Annotated in this window: 18 protein-coding genes; 9 read left to right on the top strand and 9 right to left on the bottom strand. The window is 72.4% G+C overall.

Annotated elements, in window-relative coordinates; translation table 11 throughout:
- The first annotated feature begins 32 nt into the window (after nt 1-32).
- Both FB465_RS22270 and FB465_RS22265 read left to right on the top strand, forming a co-directional pair.
- On the top strand, nt 33-2,525 hold the full coding sequence (locus FB465_RS22270) for a ribonucleoside-diphosphate reductase subunit alpha (protein WP_425461204.1): 2,493 nt from the start codon (nt 33-35) through the stop codon (nt 2,523-2,525).
- Nucleotides 2,525-3,541: a ribonucleotide-diphosphate reductase subunit beta gene (locus FB465_RS22265; RefSeq protein ID WP_145793157.1), complete on the top strand. Its 1,017-nt coding sequence runs from the start codon at nt 2,525-2,527 to the stop codon at nt 3,539-3,541. Before FB465_RS22270 ends, FB465_RS22265 begins: the two co-directional genes overlap by 1 nt.
- A 159-nt stretch (nt 3,542-3,700) precedes the next feature.
- Here the strand turns inward: FB465_RS22265 and def are convergent, their stop codons facing one another.
- The 8 genes from def to FB465_RS22225 all read right to left on the bottom strand — a co-directional run bounded on the left by def (nt 3,701) and on the right by FB465_RS22225 (nt 11,551).
- Nucleotides 3,701-4,333, bottom strand: a complete 633-nt coding sequence (def, locus tag FB465_RS22260; protein WP_145793155.1) for a peptide deformylase — start codon at nt 4,331-4,333, stop codon at nt 3,701-3,703.
- 84 nt (nt 4,334-4,417) lie between these two features.
- Entirely contained in the window at nt 4,418-5,401 is a 984-nt protein-coding gene (locus FB465_RS22255; protein ID WP_145793153.1) for a tetratricopeptide repeat protein, read from the bottom strand.
- A 197-nt stretch (nt 5,402-5,598) separates the two neighbouring features.
- On the bottom strand, nt 5,599-6,900 hold the full coding sequence (locus FB465_RS22250; protein ID WP_246192778.1) for an HD-GYP domain-containing protein: 1,302 nt from the start codon (nt 6,898-6,900) through the stop codon (nt 5,599-5,601).
- Nucleotides 6,897-8,393: an HD-GYP domain-containing protein gene (locus FB465_RS22245; RefSeq protein ID WP_246192777.1), complete on the bottom strand. Its 1,497-nt coding sequence runs from the start codon at nt 8,391-8,393 to the stop codon at nt 6,897-6,899. Before FB465_RS22245 ends, FB465_RS22250 begins: the two co-directional genes overlap by 4 nt.
- A gap of 261 nt (nt 8,394-8,654) precedes the next feature.
- Nucleotides 8,655-9,002: a mycothiol system anti-sigma-R factor gene (rsrA, locus tag FB465_RS22240; protein ID WP_145793151.1), complete on the bottom strand. Its 348-nt coding sequence runs from the start codon at nt 9,000-9,002 to the stop codon at nt 8,655-8,657.
- Complete coding sequence (locus FB465_RS22235; RefSeq protein ID WP_170290814.1) at nt 8,999-9,637, bottom strand: sigma-70 family RNA polymerase sigma factor; 639 nt, start codon at nt 9,635-9,637, stop codon at nt 8,999-9,001. Before FB465_RS22235 ends, rsrA begins: the two co-directional genes overlap by 4 nt.
- A 476-nt stretch (nt 9,638-10,113) precedes the next feature.
- Entirely contained in the window at nt 10,114-10,818 is a 705-nt protein-coding gene (locus FB465_RS22230; RefSeq protein ID WP_145793147.1) for an alpha/beta hydrolase family protein, read from the bottom strand.
- Nucleotides 10,766-11,551, bottom strand: a complete 786-nt coding sequence (locus tag FB465_RS22225) for an SOS response-associated peptidase (RefSeq protein ID WP_145793145.1) — start codon at nt 11,549-11,551, stop codon at nt 10,766-10,768. The genes FB465_RS22230 and FB465_RS22225 overlap by 53 nt, the downstream gene beginning before the upstream one ends.
- Nucleotides 11,552-11,670: 119 nt before the next feature.
- Between FB465_RS22225 and FB465_RS22220 the strand changes: the two genes are divergently transcribed.
- The 7 genes from FB465_RS22220 (at nt 11,671) to FB465_RS22190 (ending at nt 18,771) form a co-directional block, all read left to right on the top strand.
- Nucleotides 11,671-12,375 carry a M50 family metallopeptidase gene (locus tag FB465_RS22220; RefSeq protein WP_145793143.1) on the top strand — a complete coding sequence of 235 codons (705 nt, stop codon included), beginning with the start codon at nt 11,671-11,673 and terminating at the stop codon, nt 12,373-12,375.
- A 230-nt stretch (nt 12,376-12,605) separates the two neighbouring features.
- Nucleotides 12,606-13,925 (top strand): 3-phosphoshikimate 1-carboxyvinyltransferase, encoded by a 1,320-nt coding sequence (gene aroA / locus FB465_RS22215; protein ID WP_145793141.1) that lies wholly within the window; start codon nt 12,606-12,608, stop codon nt 13,923-13,925.
- Between the two features lie 17 nt (nt 13,926-13,942).
- Entirely contained in the window at nt 13,943-14,998 is a 1,056-nt protein-coding gene (rsgA, locus tag FB465_RS22210; RefSeq protein ID WP_145793139.1) for a ribosome small subunit-dependent GTPase A, read from the top strand.
- 155 nt (nt 14,999-15,153) lie between these two features.
- Nucleotides 15,154-15,477, top strand: coding sequence for a DMT family transporter (locus tag FB465_RS22205; RefSeq protein WP_145793138.1), 324 nt, complete (start codon nt 15,154-15,156; stop codon nt 15,475-15,477).
- A gap of 59 nt (nt 15,478-15,536) precedes the next feature.
- Complete coding sequence (gene hisN / locus FB465_RS22200; RefSeq protein WP_145793136.1) at nt 15,537-16,334, top strand: histidinol-phosphatase; 798 nt, start codon at nt 15,537-15,539, stop codon at nt 16,332-16,334.
- A gap of 191 nt (nt 16,335-16,525) precedes the next feature.
- The gene (locus tag FB465_RS22195) at nt 16,526-18,430 is read left to right on the top strand and encodes a sensor histidine kinase (protein ID WP_145793135.1); all 1,905 of its coding nucleotides are present in this window, start codon (nt 16,526-16,528) and stop codon (nt 18,428-18,430) included.
- Entirely contained in the window at nt 18,430-18,771 is a 342-nt protein-coding gene (locus FB465_RS22190; RefSeq protein ID WP_145793133.1) for a DUF742 domain-containing protein, read from the top strand. The genes FB465_RS22195 and FB465_RS22190 overlap by 1 nt, the downstream gene beginning before the upstream one ends.
- 69 nt (nt 18,772-18,840) lie before the next feature.
- Here FB465_RS22190 and FB465_RS22185 read toward each other — a convergent pair whose 3' ends face one another.
- Complete coding sequence (locus tag FB465_RS22185; RefSeq protein WP_145793131.1) at nt 18,841-20,319, bottom strand: catalase; 1,479 nt, start codon at nt 20,317-20,319, stop codon at nt 18,841-18,843.
- Nucleotides 20,320-20,366: the final 47 nt, after the last annotated feature.

The following is a 20,366-nucleotide window of genomic DNA, read 5'->3' as shown; positions in this document are numbered from 1 at the left end:
CGGGTGGGCCGGGGGGTCTTCGCGCGCCACCGATGAGGTTCGGCGTGCTCTGCTCCCCTGCGCCCATAAGCGGCCCGGCGCCCCTCGCCGTTCCGCCGCCGCCAGGAGAGAGCGCCTTGACCATCGCTGCCTCAGTTGCCCTGCCGTCCCAGGGTTCCGCCGACAACGACCGGACCGACCCCGGTGCTGCGCTGCTTCGGCTGCTCACCGACCGCAGCGTCGACCTCCCCCAGGTGGACCCCGGCCACGTCGCCGCCGCAGCCCTTCGCGGCCGGCACGCCGGCTCCGACTTCGCGGAGCTGCGCGGGCTGGCCGTGGAGGCCGCCGCGTCGATGATCGCCGAGGACCCGCAGTACTCGAAGCTCGCCGCCCGCCTGCTGGCGATGGAGATCACGGACGAGGCCGTCAGCCAGGGCGCGGTGAACTTCTCCGCCTCGATCACCGTCGGCCACACCGAGGGCCTGATCGGCGACACCACGGCCGCCTTCGTCGCCAAGCACGCCGACGCCCTCGACGCGCTGATCGACCAGCAGGGCGACGACCGCTTCGAGTACTTCGGCCTGCGCACCGTCCAGTCCCGCTACCTGCTGCGCCACCCGATCACCCGCAAGGTGATCGAGACCCCGCAGCACTTCCTGCTCCGGGTCGCCTCCGGCCTGGCCGTCGGCGACAACGAGCAGTCCGTCCGCGAGGTCGCCGAGCTGTACGCGCTGATGAGCGCGCTCTCGTACCTGCCGTCCTCGCCGACGCTCTTCAACTCCGGCACCAAGCACCCGCAGATGTCCAGCTGCTACCTGCTGGACTCGCCGCTGGACAACCTGGACTCGATCTACTCGCGCTACGCGCAGATCGCCCGCCTCTCCAAGCACGCCGGCGGCATCGGCCTCTCGTACTCGCGGATCCGCTCGCGCGGCAGCCTGATCCGGGGCACCAACGGCAAGTCCAACGGCATCGTCCCGTTCCTGCGCACCCTCGACTCCTCGGTCGCCGCCGTCAACCAGGGCGGCCGCCGCAAGGGCGCGGCCTGCGTCTACCTGGAGACCTGGCACGCGGACATCGAGGAGTTCCTGGAGCTCCGCGACAACACCGGTGAGGAGGCGCGGCGTACGCACAACCTGAACCTCGCGCACTGGATCCCGGACGAGTTCATGCGCCGCGTGAACGCCAACGCCGACTGGTCGCTGTTCTCCCCCGCCGACGTCCCCGAGCTGGTCGACCTGTGGGGCGCCGACTTCGACGCCGCGTACCTGAAGGCCGAGGCCGAGGGCAAGGCCGTCCGCACCATCCCGGCGCAGACCCTGTACGCGCGGATGATGCGCACCCTGGCCCAGACCGGCAACGGCTGGATGACCTTCAAGGACGCCTCCAACCGCGCCGCCAACCAGACCGCCGTCCCCGGCCGCACGGTCCACTCCTCGAACCTCTGCACGGAGATCCTGGAGGTCACGGACGACTCCGAGACCGCCGTCTGCAACCTCGGCTCGGTCAACCTCGGCGCCCACGTCGCCCCCGGCGCAACGGCCGCCGACCTGCTGGGCTCCATGGACTGGGAGCGGCTGGACACCACCGTCCGCACCGCCGTCACCTTCCTCGACCGGGTCGTCGACATCAACTTCTACCCGACCCCCGAGGCCGGCGCCTCCAACTCCCGCTGGCGGCCCGTGGGCCTCGGTGTGATGGGCCTGCAGGACGTCTTCTTCCAGCTGCGCATCGACTTCGACTCCGCCGAGGCCAAGCAGCTCTCCACCCTGATCGCCGAGCGCATCATGCTCACCGCGTACGAGCGCTCCAGCGAGCTCGCCGAGCAGCTGGGCAAGCACGAGGCGTACGGCGAGACCCGCGCCGCCCGCGGCCAGCTGCACATCGACCACTTCGCCACCGCGCCGCAGTGGACCGAGCGCTGGGACGCGCTGCGCGCCCGCATCGCCACCACCGGCCTGCGCAACTCCCTCCTGCTCGCCATCGCGCCGACCGCGACCATCGCGTCCATCGCCGGTGTCTACGAGTGCATCGAGCCGCAGGTCTCCAACCTCTTCAAGCGTGAGACCCTCTCCGGCGAGTTCCTCCAGGTCAACCCGTACCTGGTCCGCGAGCTCAAGGCGCTGGGCGTCTGGGACGCGCAGACCCGGGACGCCCTGCGCGAGGCCAACGGCTCGGTGCAGGAGCTCAACTGGCTGCCCACCGAGGTCCGTTCGCTCTACCGCACCGCGTGGGAGCTGCCGCAGCGCGCCCTGATCGACCTGGCCGCCGCCCGGCAGCCGTACATCGACCAGAGCCAGTCGCTGAACCTCTTCATGGCGGCGCCGACCATCGGCAAGCTCAGCTCGATGTACGCGTACGCCTGGAAGGTCGGTCTGAAGACCACCTACTACCTGCGGTCGCGCCCGGCCACCCGGATCGCCCAGGCCGCCTCCGGCGCGGCCCGCACGGCAGTTCCGGTCCCGACCCCGACCCTCACCCCGGAGGAGGAGGCGGCACTCGCCTGCTCCCTGGAGAACCCCGAGTCCTGCGAGGCCTGCCAGTAATGTCCGAAGACCGCGAGAAGATGCTGCTCGACCCCGGTTTCGAGCTGACGCTGCGTCCGATGCGCTACCCGTCGTTCTACGACCGGTACCGCGACGCGATCAAGAACACCTGGACCGTCGAGGAGGTGGACCTGCACTCCGACGTCGCCGACCTCGCCAAGCTCAGCGAGGGCGAGCGGCACATGATCGGCCGCCTGGTCGCCTTCTTCGCGACCGGTGACTCGATCGTCGCCAACAACGTGGTGCTGAGCCTCTACAAGCACATCAACTCCCCCGAGGCGCGGCTCTACCTCTCCCGGCAGCTGTTCGAGGAGGCCGTGCACGTCCAGTTCTATCTGACGCTGCTCGACACCTACCTGCCCGACCCGGACGACCGCGCGGCGGCCTTCGACGCGGTGGAGAACATCCCCTCCATCCACCAGAAGGCGCAGTTCTGCTTCAAGTACATGAACGCGGTCGACCACCTGGACTCGTTGCAGACCAAGGACGACCGCCGCGCGTTCCTGCTCAACCTGATCTGCTTCGCGGCCTGCGTCGAGGGCCTGTTCTTCTACGGCGCCTTCGCGTACGTGTACTGGTTCCGGTCGCGCGGTCTGCTGCACGGTCTGGCGACGGGCACCAACTGGGTGTTCCGTGACGAGTCCATGCACATGGACTTCGCCTTCTCGGTGGTGGACACCGTCCGCGAGGAGGAGCCGGACCTCTTCGACGACAAGATGGCCCAGCAGGTCACCGAGATGCTGGAGGAGGCCGTCGAGGCCGAGCTCCAGTTCGCCCGCGACCTCTGCGGCGAGGGCCTGCCCGGCATGAACACCGAGTCCATGCGCCAGTACCTGGAGGCCGTCGCCGACCAGCGCCTGGCCCGCCTCGGCCTGCCGATCCGCTACGGCTCCACCAACCCCTTCGGGTTCATGGAGCTGCAGAACGTCCAGGAGCTGACCAACTTCTTCGAGCGCCGCGTCTCGGCCTACCAGGTCGCGGTCGAGGGCTCGGTCTCCTTCGACGACGACTTCTAGGCACCTGGGCAACCAGAAAGGGGCGCGGGGAACTGCGCGAATCGGAAGACGGCTGAGCCCAGCCTCTCCCGCCTCGCGCAGTTCTCCGCGCCCCTGTGGCTACCCGATCCTGATCGGTTCCCCGCCCGGCGGAGCCTCACGCCCCTGGCTGTGGTGCCGTCAGCTGTTGGGCACGGTGGCGTACTTGGGCGTGCCCTCGGCCATCTGCCGCAGGGCGTCCTTGCGGTCGCGCTTGGAGAGGCGGTCGATGTACAGGTAGCCGTAGAGGTGGTCGGTCTCGTGCTGGAGGCAGCGGGCGAAGAAGCCGGTGCCCTCGACGCGGATCGGGTTGCCGTCCTTGTCCTGGCCGGTCACGGCGGCGAAGTCGGGGCGCGGCAGCTCGGCGTACGCGGTGGGCACGGAGAGGCAGCCCTCGTTGCCGTCGTCCAGGATGCGGCGGGCGGCCGGGAGGTCCTCCAGCACCGGGTTGATGACGTGCCCGATGTGCCGCACGCCCTCGTCGTCCGGGCAGTCGTAGACGAACACCTTGGCGTCCACGCCGATCTGGTTGGCCGCCAGGCCGACGCCCTCGGCCGCGTACATCGACACGAACATGTCGTCGATCAGCGCGGAGAGTTCGGCGTCGAAGACGGTGACGTCCTTGCACTCGTGGTGCAGGACGGGGTTGCCGACCACGGTGATCGGGCGGGCGGTGCCCTTGGTGAGGTCCGGCTCCTCGCCGACGATCTTCAGGACCGGCGTCTCGCCGTCCTCGTGGCCGTGCTCGTGGTCGTGCTCGTGCTGCTCCGCCATCGTTGCTTCCGCTTTCGTGGGTCCACCGAGATATACCGCTCAAGGGTACGGCCCCTGGGACCCTGCCGGTCCTTACTTTCGGGCTCAGCAGACCTCTTCGAGGTCCCGGTAGGCCCGGGTGGCGGGGGAGGCCGCGACCCAGCGGTCGAGCAGCGTCCGGACCAGCCCGGCCGGCGCCGCGATCCCGCACTCCCGCTCGGCCAGCCAGGACATCCCGGCGCTGCCCTGGCTGAGGTGGCTCAGGTGTCCCGGGTGGGCGGCGTCGCCGTCGTCGTGCGGGTCGTGGTGCGCGGTGTGACCGTCGTCGGTCGCCATCCGGCTCTCCGAACAGGCCCGGCAGAGCAGCCGTACGGAGGACGTCCAGTCCTCGGCGGCGTACCCCGCGTCGGCCACCAGGCGCTCCAGGGCGTCCCGGTCACCCGCCGTGGCGGCCTGCAGCAGGACGACGTACGTGGGCACGGGGGACGGCGCCCAGAGCTCGATCTCGTCGAAGACGGGGTAGGCGACGCCGTCCGTGACCCGCTCGCCGTGCGGGGCGCCGTCGTGCAGCACGACCTCGCCCCAGCGGCGGCCCGAGGAGGGCAGCGGGATGGAGAGCACCTCGATCCGGGCCGGGTCCAGCCGTCTGCCCCAGACCACCTCGGACTCGCCCTCCGGGGAGAGCCGGACGGGGGTGGTGCCGAGGTCCAGCTCCACCGGGCCGTCCAAGGGGCCGCCGCCGGGCAGCCGCAGGCCGTACGCCTGCCAGGCCCGGCGGGCCAGCGACCAGTCCTGCAGGGCGGTGGCGGTGATGCCGAGGTTCCACCAGTCGGGGGCGCCGTGCTCGCGGTCGAGCAGCGCGACGGCGCGCAGACCTGCGGTGCGGGCCTGGTCCCAGTCGCGGCGGAACTTGTGCAGCAGGGCGAGGTTGAACCAGGAGTCGGAGAGCCAGGGCTCCAGGTCCGCGGCCATCACCAGGAGCGCCCCCGCGTCCTCGTAGCGGCCGTCACCGATCAGGGTGAAGGCCCGGTCGGTCGTCTGCCGCCAGGTGGCCGACGGCCGGTGCCGTGCGCGGTGGAAGATCCTCACGTTCCGTCCCTGCCGTTGTCGTCCGCCAGTGCCTGTCCCGGAGGCCAGGGCCGGTCCCCAGTGGGCGATGCCTGCTTCCCAGGCCGCTTGCCGTAGCCGGAGTTCCTCCCGTCGGCCGGGCGGCCCCGGTTCGGGTGTTCCACGCTACGACCGCATCCAACCACGGCTCCATCGGGCCGCGCTCCTCACGCAGGCATTCAGTCCGGATCGCGGGCGCGGTGGCCCACTCTGGCCAGTGCCTCGACGACCCTGGGGTCGTAGAGCCGGCCGCGCTCCAGCCGCAGCACCTCCAGAGCCTCCAGCCGCCCCGCCTGGTCAGCCAGGCCCCGGCCGCGGGCCGCGGCGAGCAGGTCGTCATGGGCGTTGGCGACCCGGATGATCCGGGCGGCGAGCGGTAGCGAACGGTCGTACGAGCCGTCCGGGCGGCGGCACGGGTCGGCCAGCCTTGCGACCTGCTGGGAGACCTGGCGCGGCACACCGGTCCGGCGGATCACCTCGCTGCCCAGCCGGGCGATGCGCTGCTGCTCGGCCTGCGGCAGCAGCGCGGTGGCGCCGTCCGGGACGGGCTCGACCAGCGAGAGCTGCCCGATGTCGTGCATCAGGGCGGCGTACTCCAACAGAGCGAGATCCCGGGTGCCCAGGCCCAGCTCGCGGCCGAGCGCGCAGGCCGTGTCGGCGACCCGTCGGGCGTGGCCCGGCGGGGTGTAGCCGGCCACCTCGGTGGCCCTGGCCAGCGTCTCGATGGTCTGCCCGGTGGTGGCCCGCACGTCGGCGGCCCGGCGGAAGGACGCCTGGGCGAGCAGCAGCGGCGTGCAGAACAGCGGCAGCGCCCAGAGCCCGACCTCCCCGGCCAGCAGGCTGATCAGCATGCCGGTGGCGACGATCGCCGAGCCGATGCCGAGCAGCGAGTGCAGTTCGTCCTCCAGCGCGGCCGCGAACCGCAGCCCGGTACGGGCCCGGTGCAGCACTGCCGCCAGCGTCGCGTCGCAGAGCGACGCGAGCGCGGCCACACCGGTCAGGAAGACGCCGTACGCGGGCCCGGCCAGCGGTACCCGGTCGAGGGCGCCGCTGTTGTAGAGGGGCTGGAAGAGGGTGGCCGCGAAGCCGACGGTGAGCAGCCGCCGGGCGGCCGCGTCCAGCCTGGCCTGGTCGGCCAGCCCCCGGAGCGGCGGGATCAGCCCGGCCAGCGTCCCCGCGCCCGTCACCGCGACCACCTGGAGCACGCCGTGCGAGGTCGGCAGTCCGCGCAGGGGCCCGAGCATCGCGTACGCGAGGGCGACGGCCGTACCGATCGGTGCCTGCTCGCGGTCGCCGGGCAGCGTGACCCGGACGCGCTCACCGACCGCGATCACCGCCGCGAAGGCCAGCGCCACCCAGGGGTCGGCAGGGCCGTCCAGCACCAGCGCGCCGGCTGCCGCCAGCAGGAGGAGGGCGGCGGCCGTGTGCACCGCCCGTACCAGGATCACGTCGGCCTGCAGGACCGCCCGGGCCCAGCTCACGTCGGCCCGCCCGAGGACACGGCTCTCCCCTGCGGCTGCACCCGCCTGGACGGTTCGGGGACGCCGAGCGGGATGTCCGGCACCTCGCCGGCCCAGCCGCCGGGCGGGGGCAGTGCGGGCACCCAGCCGTGCTCCTCGACGGCGGCGACCAGGGCGTGGACCATCCGCGGGTCGAACTGGCTGCCCGCGCACCGCTGCAGCTCGGTGACCGCCTCGTCGACCGGGCGGCCGCGCCGGTACGAGCGGGTGGAGGTCATCGAGTCGAAGGCGTCCGCGACCGAGATGATCCGGGCGAACTCCGGAATCCGGTCGCCCGCCAGCCCGCCGGGATAGCCGCGGCCGTCGAGCCGCTCGTGGTGATGCAGGATCCCTGCCCTCGCTTCACCGAGGAAGGCGATGTCGCGGACCAGCTCGTGGCCGAAGACCGGGTGCACCTCCACGGCCCGCCGTTCGGCCTCGGTGAGCGGACCGTTTCTGCGGAGCAGCTCCGTCGCGACCCCGAGTTTACCCACGTCGTGCAGGGTGCCGGCGAAATGCAGGCTCCGCAGGCGCTCCTCGGCCATGCCGAGCTGCTGGGCGATCAGCACGGCTGCCCGGCCGACGCGTTCGCTGTGCCCGCGGGTGTACGCGTCCTTGATCTCCACCGCCTGGACCAGTGCCTGGACGGCGGCCTGATGGGCCGTCCGCTCACGGTGGCCCTGGGCGAAGACCCAGGCCGAGATGGACAGCGGCAGCAGCGCGAGCAGCGCCGCGAAGGCGCCGTACGGGCCCTGCCAGAGCACCGCGACCATCAGGCCGCCGGCTCCGTGCACTAGGGCGGGCAGCGCGGCGGCGCGCAGCCGTGCGTACCAGGTGTCCACCGGCCCGGGGGGCTCGGTGAGCCGTCGCATCCCGCCCACCAGTGCGCTGTTGACCAGGCAGAACGCCGCCACGGCGGCCAGCGCGGGCAGGATCGCGCCGGGGAAGCGCGAGCCGAGCAGCAGCCGGGGACCGTCCAGCAGCCCGAAGAGCGCGGCGGCCGCGAAGGCCGCGAGGGCGAGCTGGGCGGCGTTCCACGCCCGCCGCAGCGTACGCGGCGCCGTGGCGTGGCCCGAGAGCGCGGCCGGCAGCGCGACCAGCGCGGCGGCGGCGGGCGGGAGCATCAGCACGCCGGCGAAGAGCACCGGGAAGAAGGCGGGGCCGGTGGGGCGGGCGGGCTCGGCGGTCGGCACCTCGCGGCGCAGCAGTCTGCGCCCGAGCCGGAGGCAGGGGGTCGGCAGCCCCTGCGCCAGGGCGTCCCAGCAGGCGTGCAGAAAGGCCAGCAGGGCCACCCGGGGCCAGTCCACCGGGCCGCCGAGCCAGCCGGCCCGGGCGGTGGAGGGCAGTGCAAGGGTCAGCAGGCAGGCCGCAGCGGCCGGCAGCACCACGGCGACGTACCGCACCGCCGCGCCCGGCAGGGTCACGCGCTCACGCCGCGACTCACCCGCCTGCCCGTTGCTCGTCGCTCTCGGCACCGGCGCCCCCTTCGGCTCGGGGCGGCAGCAGCTGGGCCTCCCCGCCACGGCCGCAGTTCCCCTCGGGCACACTGCCTTGAGGGCCCGTCAGGAGGATAGGGCTCCACCCGGCGAAGCGGGTGCCCGATCGCGCAATGCCTTGGCCGGCGCAGCGTCAGCTCACCCGAACGGGTGAGACCGCGCCAGGGCTCACGAGGGCCGGGGAGACAGCCAGGGCCCCGGGGCGACTGCCCCGAGGCCCTGCCGTTCGATACCGGGCCGCTACTCCGTGGCCGCCAGCGTGCTCGGCGCGCCGTGCCCCGCGGGGTCGTCCACCGCGACCTCGGCGACCGGCACCGGCGCGCCGGAGCGCTGCCCGGACCTGATGCTGTCGATCCGGGCCAGCACCTTGCCACGCAGGTCGGCCGGGGTGTCGTCGCACCCGCAGGAGCGCTTGATCAAGGCTTTGATGGCCTGTTCGAGGCCGTACTTCTCCAAGCACGGCGAGCACTCCTCGAAGTGCACGCGCAGCTTGGCGCAGTCGCCCTCGGCCATCTCGTTGTCGAGGAATTCGTAGAGGTGGTCCAGCACCTCGCCACACTCGGTGTCGTGCGGATCGCCGCAGCTCATGACCCCGCGCCCTTCGATTCCTGCCCTGCCCCGCTGCCGGCGGGGACGAGCCCGCGCTCACGGGCGTAGTCCTCCAGCATGCCGCGCAACTGACGGCGGCCACGGTGCAGTCGGGACATCACCGTACCGATGGGTGTACCCATGATGTCCGCGATCTCCTTGTACGCAAACCCCTCCACGTCCGCGAGATAGACCGCGATCCGGAACTCCTCCGGAATCGCCTGGAGGGCATCCTTCACATCGCTGTCCGGCAGGTGGTCGAGCGCCTGGGCCTCGGCCGAACGCAGACCGGTCGACATGTGCGACTCGGCCCGTGCCAGCTGCCAGTCCTCGATCTCCTCGGCGGCGGTGCGCTGAGGCTCACGCTGCTTCTTGCGGTACGAGTTGATGAAGGTGTTGGTGAGGATGCGGTACAGCCACGCCTTTAGGTTGGTCCCCTCGCGGAACTGATGGAAGGACGCGTACGCCTTCGCGAACGCCTCCTGGAGCAGGTCCTCCGCATCGGCGGGGTTGCGGGTCATCCGCAACGCAGCCGAGTACATCGGATCCAGGAAGCCCAGGGCGTCGCGCTCGAAGCGCTCCCGCCGGGCCCCCTCGGTCTCCTCCGCAGACACTCGGAAGGTGTCCTCACCGATCGCCTCGGCAAGCTCGTCACCCGTGAGCACCTCGCTCACCGGCAGAACATCGCCCGGCTCGGCCTCGTCCTCGGTCCCGACGACCGGACCCACCTCCTCGGCATTGCGGGCACGACCCACGGTGGGCCCACCCGAAAGCGAGGATATCGGGCTGACGGGCTTCTCGCCCGCGACAAGCCACTCGGACCAGACCGGCACGATGGCCGCCCCCGCCTCGCGCTCGTCGGGCCGTTCGGGGCACGCGATCGAACCCATCTGCCCTGCCTTTCCTCCGGGACACCTGCTGACGGTGGTGTTAACGGGGTCGGCCCGCCCCGCATTCCCACCGGCCAGGTGGGCAACTGATCAGGATCGGGTATCCCAGGGGCGCGGGGAACTGCGCGAGACCGGAAGGTACCGGCCCGTACCCTCCCGCATCGCGCAGTTCCCCGCGCCCCCTGCGGTTGGCCCGCCGCCTCAGCCACCGGCGGAGCCTCTCAGCGCAGGGCCAGGATCCAGTCGCCGACCGCGTCGGTGATCTGCCGCAGCGCCTCGTCCTGGCCGAGCGGCGCCCGCTTGGGCACGGAGAAGCCGTGGCCGGCGTACGGGATCGCCACCAGCTCGTGGCCGGTGGGCAGTTGGGGGAACTCCTCGGGGGTGCCGAAGGTGTCCTTGCCGCCCTGCACCACGAGGGTCGGGCGGCCGGACCCCAGCAGTTCCTCGGCCCGGCTGCGCTCGGGCTTGCCCGGCGGGTGCAGCGGGAAGGCCAGTGCCACCACGGCCACCGCGCCGACCGCCTCGGCCGTACGGCAGGCCACCCTCGCCCCGGCGCTGCGGCCGCCGGCCACCAGCGGCAGACCGCTCCCGGCGAGTTCGGCCAGCACCGGGAGCCAGCCCTGGTCCAGCGTCTTCGGCGCCGGGCCGAGCTTCTTGCCGGCCACCCGCCAGGGCTGTTCCACCAGCGCGACGGTGATCCCGCGCGCGGGCAGGGCGGCCGCCAGCGCCTGCAGGTCGCGCGCCTCGATGCCGCCGCCGGCGCCGTGTCCGAGCGCGAGCAGCGCCTTCGGGGTGCCCTCGGCCGGGTAGCGGGTGATCCGGGCCTCGCCGACGGGGGTGGGGACGAGGGTCTGCACACGGGCTCCAGAGGGCTCAGAAGAGGGTGGCGCCGACGGCCTCGCCGAAGCCGCCCCCGGCGAGGGCATCCTCGGTGAGGGCGATCGGGCGGACCAGGTCGGCGCTGTTGTTGCGGATGCTGCCCACCGCCGGTGACACCGGGACGGCCTGCAGCGCGCCGGGAGCGGGCGGGACGAGCAGCGAGCGCAGCTCGTCCGGGTCGGTGCGGCCCGGGTCGAGCCAGGCGTCGTACCCGCCGGGGTCGAGGAAGAGCGGCATCCGCTCGTGGATCGGGGCGAGGTCCGGCTCGGCGTCGGTGGTGACGATGGTGCAGGTCACCAGCCAGGCGAGGGGGTCCTCGGACGGGACGGCGCGATCGCGCCAGAACTCGTACAGGCCGGCCAGCGCGAGCACCCCGCCGTCGACGCGGCTCACGAAGAACGGCTGCTTGCGGGGCTTGCCCTTCTCGGTGGGTATCGTCCGCCACTCGTAGTAGCCGTCCACCGGGAGCAGGCAGCGGCGCCCGGCGAAGGCCTGCCGGTACGAGGGCTTCTCGTGCACCGTGTCGGCCCGGGCGTTGATCATCTTCACCGCGCCGTCCGCGGACTTCGACCAGGACGGGACGAGGCCCCAGCGCAGCACCCGCAGCTGGCGGACCGGCTCCGCCTGCCCCTTGGGGGTGCGGTCCAGTACGGCGAATGCCGAGTCCGTCGGGGCCACGTTCCAGCTGGGGGCGAGGGTCTCCGTCGGGTCCCACTGCTCGACGCCGAAGATCTCGACCAGGTCCTCGGGCTTGGTGGTGGAGGCGAAACGTCCGCACATGCGGCCAGCTTGCCACGGGCGCCCGGCGGTTCTCATCTCTGTCCTAGAACCGGGCGGTTCCGCCGGGCCGTCCTGTCATGGGAGGCTGCCGACTCGGCACGGGCTATGGGAGGCAGGGCATGGACTTCGCGGACGTATGGGACCGAGTGATCGGCATCCAGTCCGACCCGCCGCGCTGGCTGGTGCTGGGCAGCGCGGCCCTCGCCCTGCTCGCGATCCTGCCGCACCCGGTGTGGCGGCTCAGCCGCAACGTGGTGACCATCGCCCACGAGGGCGGGCACGGCCTGGTCGCGCTGATGACCGGCCGCCGGCTCTCGAGCATCCGGCTGCACTCCGACACCTCGGGGCTGACCGTCTCCTCCGGGAAGCCGACCGGCCTCGGCATGATCCTGACGGCCGCCGCCGGGTACACCGCGCCGTCCCTGCTGGGGCTGGGCGGCGCCGCGCTGCTCGCCGCGGAGCACATCACCGCGCTGCTGTGGATCTCGATCGCGCTGCTGGCCGGTCTGCTGATCATGGTCAGGAACGCCTTCGGGCTGCTCTCTGTGGTGCTGACCGGTGCCGCGTTCTTCCTGATCTCCTGGTACGGCGGCAGCGAGCTGCAGGCGGCCTTCGCCTATCTGGGTGTGTGGTTCCTGCTGCTGGCCGGGGTGCGCCCGGTGGTCGAGCTGCAGGGGAAGCGGCGGCGGGGCGGGGCGCGCGACTCCGACGCCGACCAGCTGGCCCGGCTCACCGGCATCGGCGCACTCCTCTGGGTCACCCTCTTCCTGGTGGTCGCACTGTCCTGCCTCCTGGTCGGCGGCAGCTGGCTCCTCACCGCCTGACGGCGAACCGTCCGCACTTGGGCACCCCCAGGGAAACCGTACGCACATGGGTCCCCCCAGGGGCGCGGGGCTCTGCTTGATCAACTGCGTGCGCGACCAGGGCACAACGGCGCTGCACGGTTGACCGCGCAGTTCCCCGCGCCCCTGCTGTGGTTGCCCCGAGTGCACACGGCCTACCGCCATTCGGGCAGGAACCAAGGCCCAGTTCCCGGGCGCCCTAGACTGAGGCCATGACCGAAGCCCTGTGGCCCGCCCCCGTCGCGACCGCCGCCGTTGAAGCGACCGTCACCATCCCCGGCTCCAAGTCGGCGACCAACCGTGCCCTGGTGCTGGCCGCGCTGGCCGACGGCCCCGGCTGGGTGCGTCACCCGCTGCGCAGCCGCGACTCCCAGCTGATGGCGGACGGCCTGCGCGCACTCGGCGTGGGCATCGAGGAGACGGTCAACAACGCCAGCGGCGGCATCGGCGGCGGCGAGGCCTGGCGGGTCATCCCCGCGGGTCAGCTGCGCGGCCCCGCCCAGGTGGACGTGGGCAATGCAGGAACGGTCATGCGCTTCCTCCCGCCGGTCGCGGTGCTGGCCGACGGCCCGGTGCACTTCGACGGCGACCCCCGTTCGTACGAACGCCCCCAGCACGGCGTGATCAACGCCCTGCGCGCGCTGGGCGCCCGGATCGACGACGGCGGCCGGGGCGGCTTCCCGCTCACCGTGCACGGCGCCGGCTCGCTGGACGGCGGTTCGGTGGAGCTGGACGCGTCCTCCTCCTCTCAGTTCATCAGCGCCCTGCTGCTCTCCGGCGCCCGCTACAACAACGGTGTGGAGATCCGGAACATCGGCGGTTCGGTCCCCTCGCTGCCGCACATCCGGATGACGGTGGACATGGTCCGCAAGGCCGGCGCCCAGGTGGACGCGCCGGAGGACGGCGGTGAGAAGGACGTCTGGCGGGTCACCCCCGGCGCCCTGATCGGCCGCGACCTGGTGGTCGAGCCGGACCTCTCCAACGCCGCGCCGTTCTTCGCCGCCGCGCTGGTGACCGGCGGCCGGGTGACCGTCCGCGACTGGCCGAAGCACACCTTCCAGCCGGGCGACCAGCTCCGCGAGATCTACTCGCAGATGGGCGGCTCGTGCCGCTTCACCGACGAGGGTCTGGAGTTCACCGGCACCGGCAGGATCAAGGGCATCGAGGCCGACCTGCACGACGTCGGCGAGCTCACCCCGGTGATCGCCGCGGTGGCCGCGCTGGCCGACTCCGAGTCGCACCTCTACGGCATCGCCCACCTGCGCCTGCACGAGACCGACCGCCTGGCCGCCCTGGCCAAGGAGATCAACGACCTGGGCGGCGACGTCTCCGAGACCGAGGACGGTCTGCGGATCCGCCCGCGCCCGCTGCACGGCGGCGTCTTCCACACCTACGAGGACCACCGCCTGGCCACCGCCGCAGCGGTCATCGGCCTGGCCGTCGAGGGTGTGGAGGTGGAGAACGTGGCGACCACCGCGAAGACCCTGCCCGACTTCCCCCGGATGTGGGCCGACCTACTGGCCAAGGACTGACGGGGAGCGGGACGAACATGCGCCGCTACGGCAAGGACGCCGACGAGGACGACATCCGCAACCGCCCGGGTCGCAAGGGCTCCCGGCCCCGGACGCGGATCCGGCCCAAGCACGAGGACGCCGCCGAGGCGATGATCCTCACCGTGGACCGGGGCCGGCTGACCTGCCTGGTGGACGCGGGGACGAAGCTGGAGCGCGAGGTCACCGCGATGAAGGCCCGCGAGCTGGGCCGCAAGGGCGTCGTCGTCGGCGACGTCGTGCACGTGATCGGCGACCTCTCCGGCGAGCCGGACACCCTGGCCAGGATCGTCCGGGTCGAGGAGCGCAGCTCCGTACTGCGGCGCACGGCGGACGACGACGACCCGTACGAGCGGATCGTGGTCGCCAACGCCCAGCAGCTGGCCATCGTCACCGCGCTGGCCGACCCGGAGCCCAGGCCCCGGCTGATCGACCGCTGCCTGGTCGCCGCGTACGACGCGGGCATGGAGCCGCTGCTGGTGCTCACCAAGTCGGACCTGGCCCCGGCCGAGCCGCTGCTGGAGTCGTACGCGCCGCTGGGCATCAAGTACGTGGTGACCCGGCGGGACGAGCTGGAGACGGCCGGTGCGGAGGCCGTCCGGGCGTACCTGCGGGGGCGCTCGACGGTGTTCATCGGGCACTCGGGTGTCGGGAAGACGACGCTGGTCAACGCTCTGGTACCGCTTCGCCAGCGGACCACCGGCGTGGTCAACGCGGTGACCGGGCGGGGCCGGCACACCACCGTCTCGGCGCTCGCCCTGCGGCTGCCGCCGCCGCCCGGCGCCAAGCCGGGCTCGAAGAAGGCGCTGGACCCGGGCTGGGTGATCGACACCCCCGGCTTCCGCTCCTTCGGGCTCTCGCACATCGACCCGTCCCGGGTGATCCTGGCCTTCCCCGACCTGGAGCCGGGCACCGTCGACTGCCCGCGTGCGTGCAGCCACGACGAGCCGGACTGCGCCCTCGACGCCTGGGTCGCGGACGGCCACGCCGAGCAGGCCCGGCTGTACTCGCTGCGCCGGCTGCTCTCCTCGAAGGACGTCCGGGAGGGCGACTAGCTCATCGACTAGCTCATCTTTCGGCCCGTCAGAAGTGTTGGACGGCCCTGTCGCGGTGATCATAGGACCAGCGAGCGAGTGTTCGGAGGCGAGCCGAGCATCCAAGTCGTCGGCCCGCCGTGGTCCGGCGTTCCCGAGGACAGGGAGCCAGCGCGATGGCATGGGCCATGGTGATCATCGCCGGTCTGCTGGAGACCGGCTTCGCGATCAACCTCAAGCTGAGCCACGGCTTCACCGAGCTCTGGCCCACCATCGGATTCTGCTGCTTCGCCCTGGGCAGCTTCGGGCTGCTCACCCTCTCCCTCAAGTCCCTTCCGGTGGGGAGTGCCTACGCGGTCTGGACCGGCATCGGCGCGGCCGGCACCGCGATCTACGGCATGATCTGGATGAACGAGTCCACCTCGGCGCTCAAGCTGGTCTCGATCACCCTGGTGATCGCGGGCGTGGTCGGCCTGCAGCTCAGCGGCTCCGGGCATTGACTCGTCCCGGTGTGCGAGCCGAACTGTCGGGATCGCGGAGGTCTCGCTAGGGTTCGAGCATGGCCGACTACCACGACGATCTCCGACTCGCCCACGTCCTCGCCGACTCGGCCGACTCGGTCACCATGGAGCGCTTCAAGGCGCTGGACCTCAAGGTCGAGACCAAGCCCGATCTCACGCCGGTCAGCGACGCCGACAAGGCCGCCGAGGAACTGGTGCGCAGCGTGCTGCAGCGGGCGCGCCCGCGTGACGCCGTGATGGGCGAGGAGTTCGGCCTGCAGGGCACCGGCCCGCGCCGCTGGGTGATCGACCCGATCGACGGCACCAAGAACTACGTCCGCGGCGTGCCGGTCTGGGCCACCCTGATCGCACTCCTGGAGGTCGGTCCGGACGGCGAGGAGCAGCCCGTGGTCGGCATCGTCTCGGCCCCCGCGCTGCACCGCCGGTGGTGGGCGGCCAAGGGCCTGGGCGCGTACGCCGGCCGCAGCCTGGCCAAGGCGAGCCGGATCTCGGTCTCCAAGGTCTCCCGGATCGAGGACTCCTCGTTCTCCTACTCCTCGCTCAGCGGCTGGGAGGAGCGCGGCCGCCTGGACGCCTTCCTGGACCTCAGCCGGTCCTGCTGGCGCACCCGGGCGTACGGGGACTTCTGGTCGTACATGATGCTCGCCGAGGGCGCGGTCGACATCGCCGCCGAGCCGGAGCTGAGCCTGTGGGACATGGCCGCGCCCTGCATCGTGGTGCAGGAGGCGGGCGGCCGCTTCACCGGCCTCGACGGGGTGGACGGCCCCGGCGGCGCCGACGCGGTGGCCTCCAACGGGCTGCTGCACGACGAGGCGCTGCGGCGGCTGAGCGTCTGACAGCCGTGTTTCCGGACGTGGTCCGCCGGGTTGCCGAGTTCTCCCCAACGGCCTTCCGGTGACTCTGAGTTCGGCGCAACCCCCGCGCAATCCCCACCCCCTACGCTCGACGGGCCAAGGCCGGTACCGCAACCGCGCCCCGCTCCCCCGCGCGCCCACCACGCCGGGCCGCTCGACTGGGGAATCCCGACGTGCGTACGCTCCGCAGCATCCGCCACCGGCTGGCCCTGCTGCTCGCCCTTCCCACGGGTGCACTGGTGGTACTGGCCGCGCTCGGTACGGCCGGGCAGGCCGCCCGGTACACCGAGGCGGGCCGCACCAGCGACCGGGTGGCCCTGGTGGCCACCACCGAGGAGCTGGTCCACCAGCTGCAGCGCGAGCGCGGGCTGACGGCCGGTCTGCTCGGCGGGGACGAGAGCTTCCGTCATCAGCTCGGCGGTCAGCGCAGCGCCGCCGACCAGGCCCGCCAGGCGCTGGACCGGCAGCTGGCCACCGACCCGCCCGGCGCCGCCTCCGTGCGGTCCGCGCTGTCCGGGCTCAGCACGCTCGCCGCGCTGCGCGGGCGCGCGGACACCGGCACTGCCGGCCGGGCCGAGGCGCTCACCTTCTTCACGGATGCGATCACCGGCCTGACCTCGGCCGCCTTCGCCGATCAGGGCTCCTCCGGCGACGACCGGCTGCAGGCCTCGCTGACCACCCTTCGGGCGCTCTGCGACGCCACCGAGGCGGCCGCGCTGGAGCGCGGCACGCTCAACGGGGTGCTGGCCGCGGGCTCGTTCCGAGGTGCCGACTACCCGTCCTTCGTGCGGATCACGGCGGTGAAGAACGCGGCACTGGCTCAGGTCCCGCGCACCGCGAGCTCCGCCAGGATCACCTCGCTCGACGCCGCGCTGCGGACCCCGGCGGCGGTCACCGTCGCCGGAATGGAGCAGCAGGCCCTGGCCGGTTTCGCCGCCGAGCACCTGCCGGTGAAGCCCTCCGACTGGTGGCGGGCCGCAAGCGGACTGGTCGACGACCTGCACAAGGTCCAGGAGGAGGCCGCGCAGGAGAGCCGGGCACGCGCGGACGAGCTGCGCTCGGCGGCGCTCTGGTCGCTGGGCCGGGACGTGGCGCTGGCCCTGGTCGCCGTGGCCGGCGCGGCAGGGCTCGGGGTGGCCGCCACCCGGTCGATCACCCGCCCGATGGCGGCACTGGTCGCCGAGGCGGGCGGGCTCGCGGACCGGGTGCTGCCGGCGGCGGTGGCGCGGATCCGCGACGCCGGACCCGACCAGGACCTCGCCGAGCTCGGCACGCTTCCCGCCTCGACCCGGTCGGGGCGGGCGGACGAGCTCGCCGAGGTCGCCGCCGCACTGGACCGGGTGGCGGCGACGGCGCTGCGCCTGGCCGTGGAACAGTCCGTGCTGCAGCGCAACAGCACCGAGTCGCTGGCCAGTCTCGGCCGCCGCAACCAGGCGCTGATCACCCGCCAGCTGGGCTTCCTCTCCGCCCTGGAGCGCGGCGAGCACGACCCCGGGGTGCTGGCCAACCTGTTCGAGCTGGACCACCTGGCCACCCGGATGCGGCGCAACGCGGAGAGCGTCCTGGTACTGGCCGGGGAGCGCAGTCCGCGCCGCTGGGCACAGCCGGTGGGCATGGGGGATGTCGTCCGGGCCGCGCTGGGCGAGGTGGAGGACTACCGGCGGGTGGTGCTCCGGCAGGTGGACGAGGCACTGCTGGACGGCGGCGCGGTCGCCGAGGTGGCGCACCTGCTGGCCGAGCTGATCGACAACGCGCTGGCCGCCTCCGCCCCGGACACCGATGTGGAGATCTTCGCCAGGGTCACCGGCGCCGGGTACCTGGTCGCCGTACTGGACCACGGGGTCGGTATGACCGAGCCGGAGCTGGAGCGGGCGAACGCCCGGCTGGCCGGGCACGAGAGCTTCCTGGTGGGCCGTACCAAGCTGCTCGGCCACTACGTGGTCGGCCGCCTGGCCGCCCGGCTGGGCGCGAGGGTCCGGCTGGCGCCCTCACCGGTGCACGGCGTCACGGCGACGGTCCTGCTGCCGGGCACCCTGCTGACCTCCCATCAGCAGCTGCTGCAGAGCGAGGTCGTCTGATGGGCGGCGAGGAGTACGAGACCGGCGAGGTGGTCCGCCCGTTCATCGTCACGGCCGGGCGGACCCGGCCGGTCAGTGAGGAGCTGCGGCTGGAGACCCTGGTCTCGGCGCCGCCCTCGGCGCTGACCGCACCGCTGGGCTTCGAGCGGCACCGGATCGTCGAGCTCTGCCAGTACCCGCGCTCGGTCGCCGAGCTGGCCGCGCTGCTGCCGACGCCGCTCGGGGTGGCCCGGGTGCTGGTCGCGGATCTCGCGGCGGAGCGGTACGTCCGGATCCATCTCGCCGAGAGCCCGTCCGTGGCGCTGCTGGAGCGGATCAGGGACGGGTTGCTGCGGCTCTGACTCATGAGTGCGGGCCCCGGGACCAGCGCGAAGCTGCTCCCGGGGCCCCCGGCTTGTGGGCGACCGCTGCTACTGCTGCTTGCGCAGCTCGCGGACGGCGGCCTCCAGGCGCTGACCGTAGTCGGCGTCGGCCTGGCGGAAGTTCTCGACCGCCCGCTCGACGATGTCGTCGCGGTCGGCGGAGACCTTGGCGATGAAGCCGGCCAGGTTGGCGATCAGGCGCTGCTTCTCGTCCTCGGAGAAGAGCCGGTAGAGGTTGCCGGCCTGCACGAAGTCGCTGTCCTCGGCGTGCGAGGGCGCCTCGTGGTTGCCGGTCAGGCCGTTGACCGGGACGGCCGACCAGAGCGGACGGCCGGTCTCGACCGGGCCGCCGAAGGTGTTCGGCTCGTAGTTCTTCTGACGGCCGTGGCGGCCGTCGTAGAGGTAGCCGTCGCGGCTGTTGGTGCGCGCCTCGGTGGCGTGCGGGCGGTTCACCGGCAGGTGGTCGGCGTTGATGCCGACGCGGTAGCGGTGGGCGTCCGCGTACGCGAACAGGCGGCCCTGCAGCATCTTGTCCGGGGACGGGCCGATGCCGGGCACGAAGTGCGCCGGGGAGAAGATCGACTGCTCGACCTCGGCGAAGATGTTGTCGGGGTTGCGGTTGAGCTCCAGCTTGCCGATCTCGATCGGCGGGTAGTCCGCGTGCGGCCAGACCTTGGTCAGGTCGAACGGGTTGAAGCGGTAGTTCGCGGCGTCGGCGGCGGGCATGATCTGCACCTGGACGGTCCAGCTCGGGAACTCGCCGCTCTCGATGGACTCGCGCAGGTCGCGCTGGTGGCTGTCCGGGTCCTCGCCCGCGAGGGCGGCCGCCTCCTCCGACGTCAGGTTCTTGATGCCCTGGTCGGTCTTGAAGTGGTACTTGACCCAGAAGTACTCGCCGGCCTCGTTCTGCCACTGGTAGGTGTGCGAGCCGTAGCCGTTGAGGTGGCGGTAGGTCGCCGGGATGCCGCGGTCACCGAAGAGCCAGGTCACCTGGTGCGTCGACTCGGGCGACAGGCCCCAGAAGTCCCAGACGTTGTCCGCCTCCTGGGAGCCGGTGTACGGGTCGCGCTTCTGGGTGTGGATGAAGTCGGGGAACTTGATGGCGTCCTTGATGAAGAACACCGGGGTGTTGTTCCCGACGAGGTCGTAGTTGCCGTCCTCGGTGTAGAACTTCAGCGCGAAACCGCGGGGGTCGCGCACCGCGTCGGCCGAGCCGAGGTTGCCCGCCACGGTGGAGAAGCGCAGGAACGTTTCGGTCTGCTTGCCGACCTCGGAGAGGAACTTCGCCCTGGTGTACGCCGTCACGTCGGCGGTCACCGTGAAGGTGCCGTACGCGGCGGCGCCGCGGGCGTGGACCACGCGCTCCGGGATGCGCTCACGGTTGAAGTGCGCCAGCTTCTCGAACAGCAGCTGATCCTGGATCAGCGCCGGGCCGCCTATGCCGGCGGTCTCGGTGTTCTGGTTGTCGGCGACCGGCGCGCCGGCCTCCGTGGTCAGGGTTGGCCGCAGCTCGTCCTGGGCAGTCATGTGAGCACCTCCGCGTTATCCGGTCGTTAGGATCAGATCCTAGCTTG

Source organism: Kitasatospora atroaurantiaca (genome assembly GCF_007828955.1).
Classification (GTDB): Bacteria; Actinomycetota; Actinomycetes; order Streptomycetales; family Streptomycetaceae; genus Kitasatospora; species Kitasatospora atroaurantiaca.
Note: the sequence above shows the minus strand (reverse complement) of the source record. Positions and strands in the feature narration are given on the sequence as shown.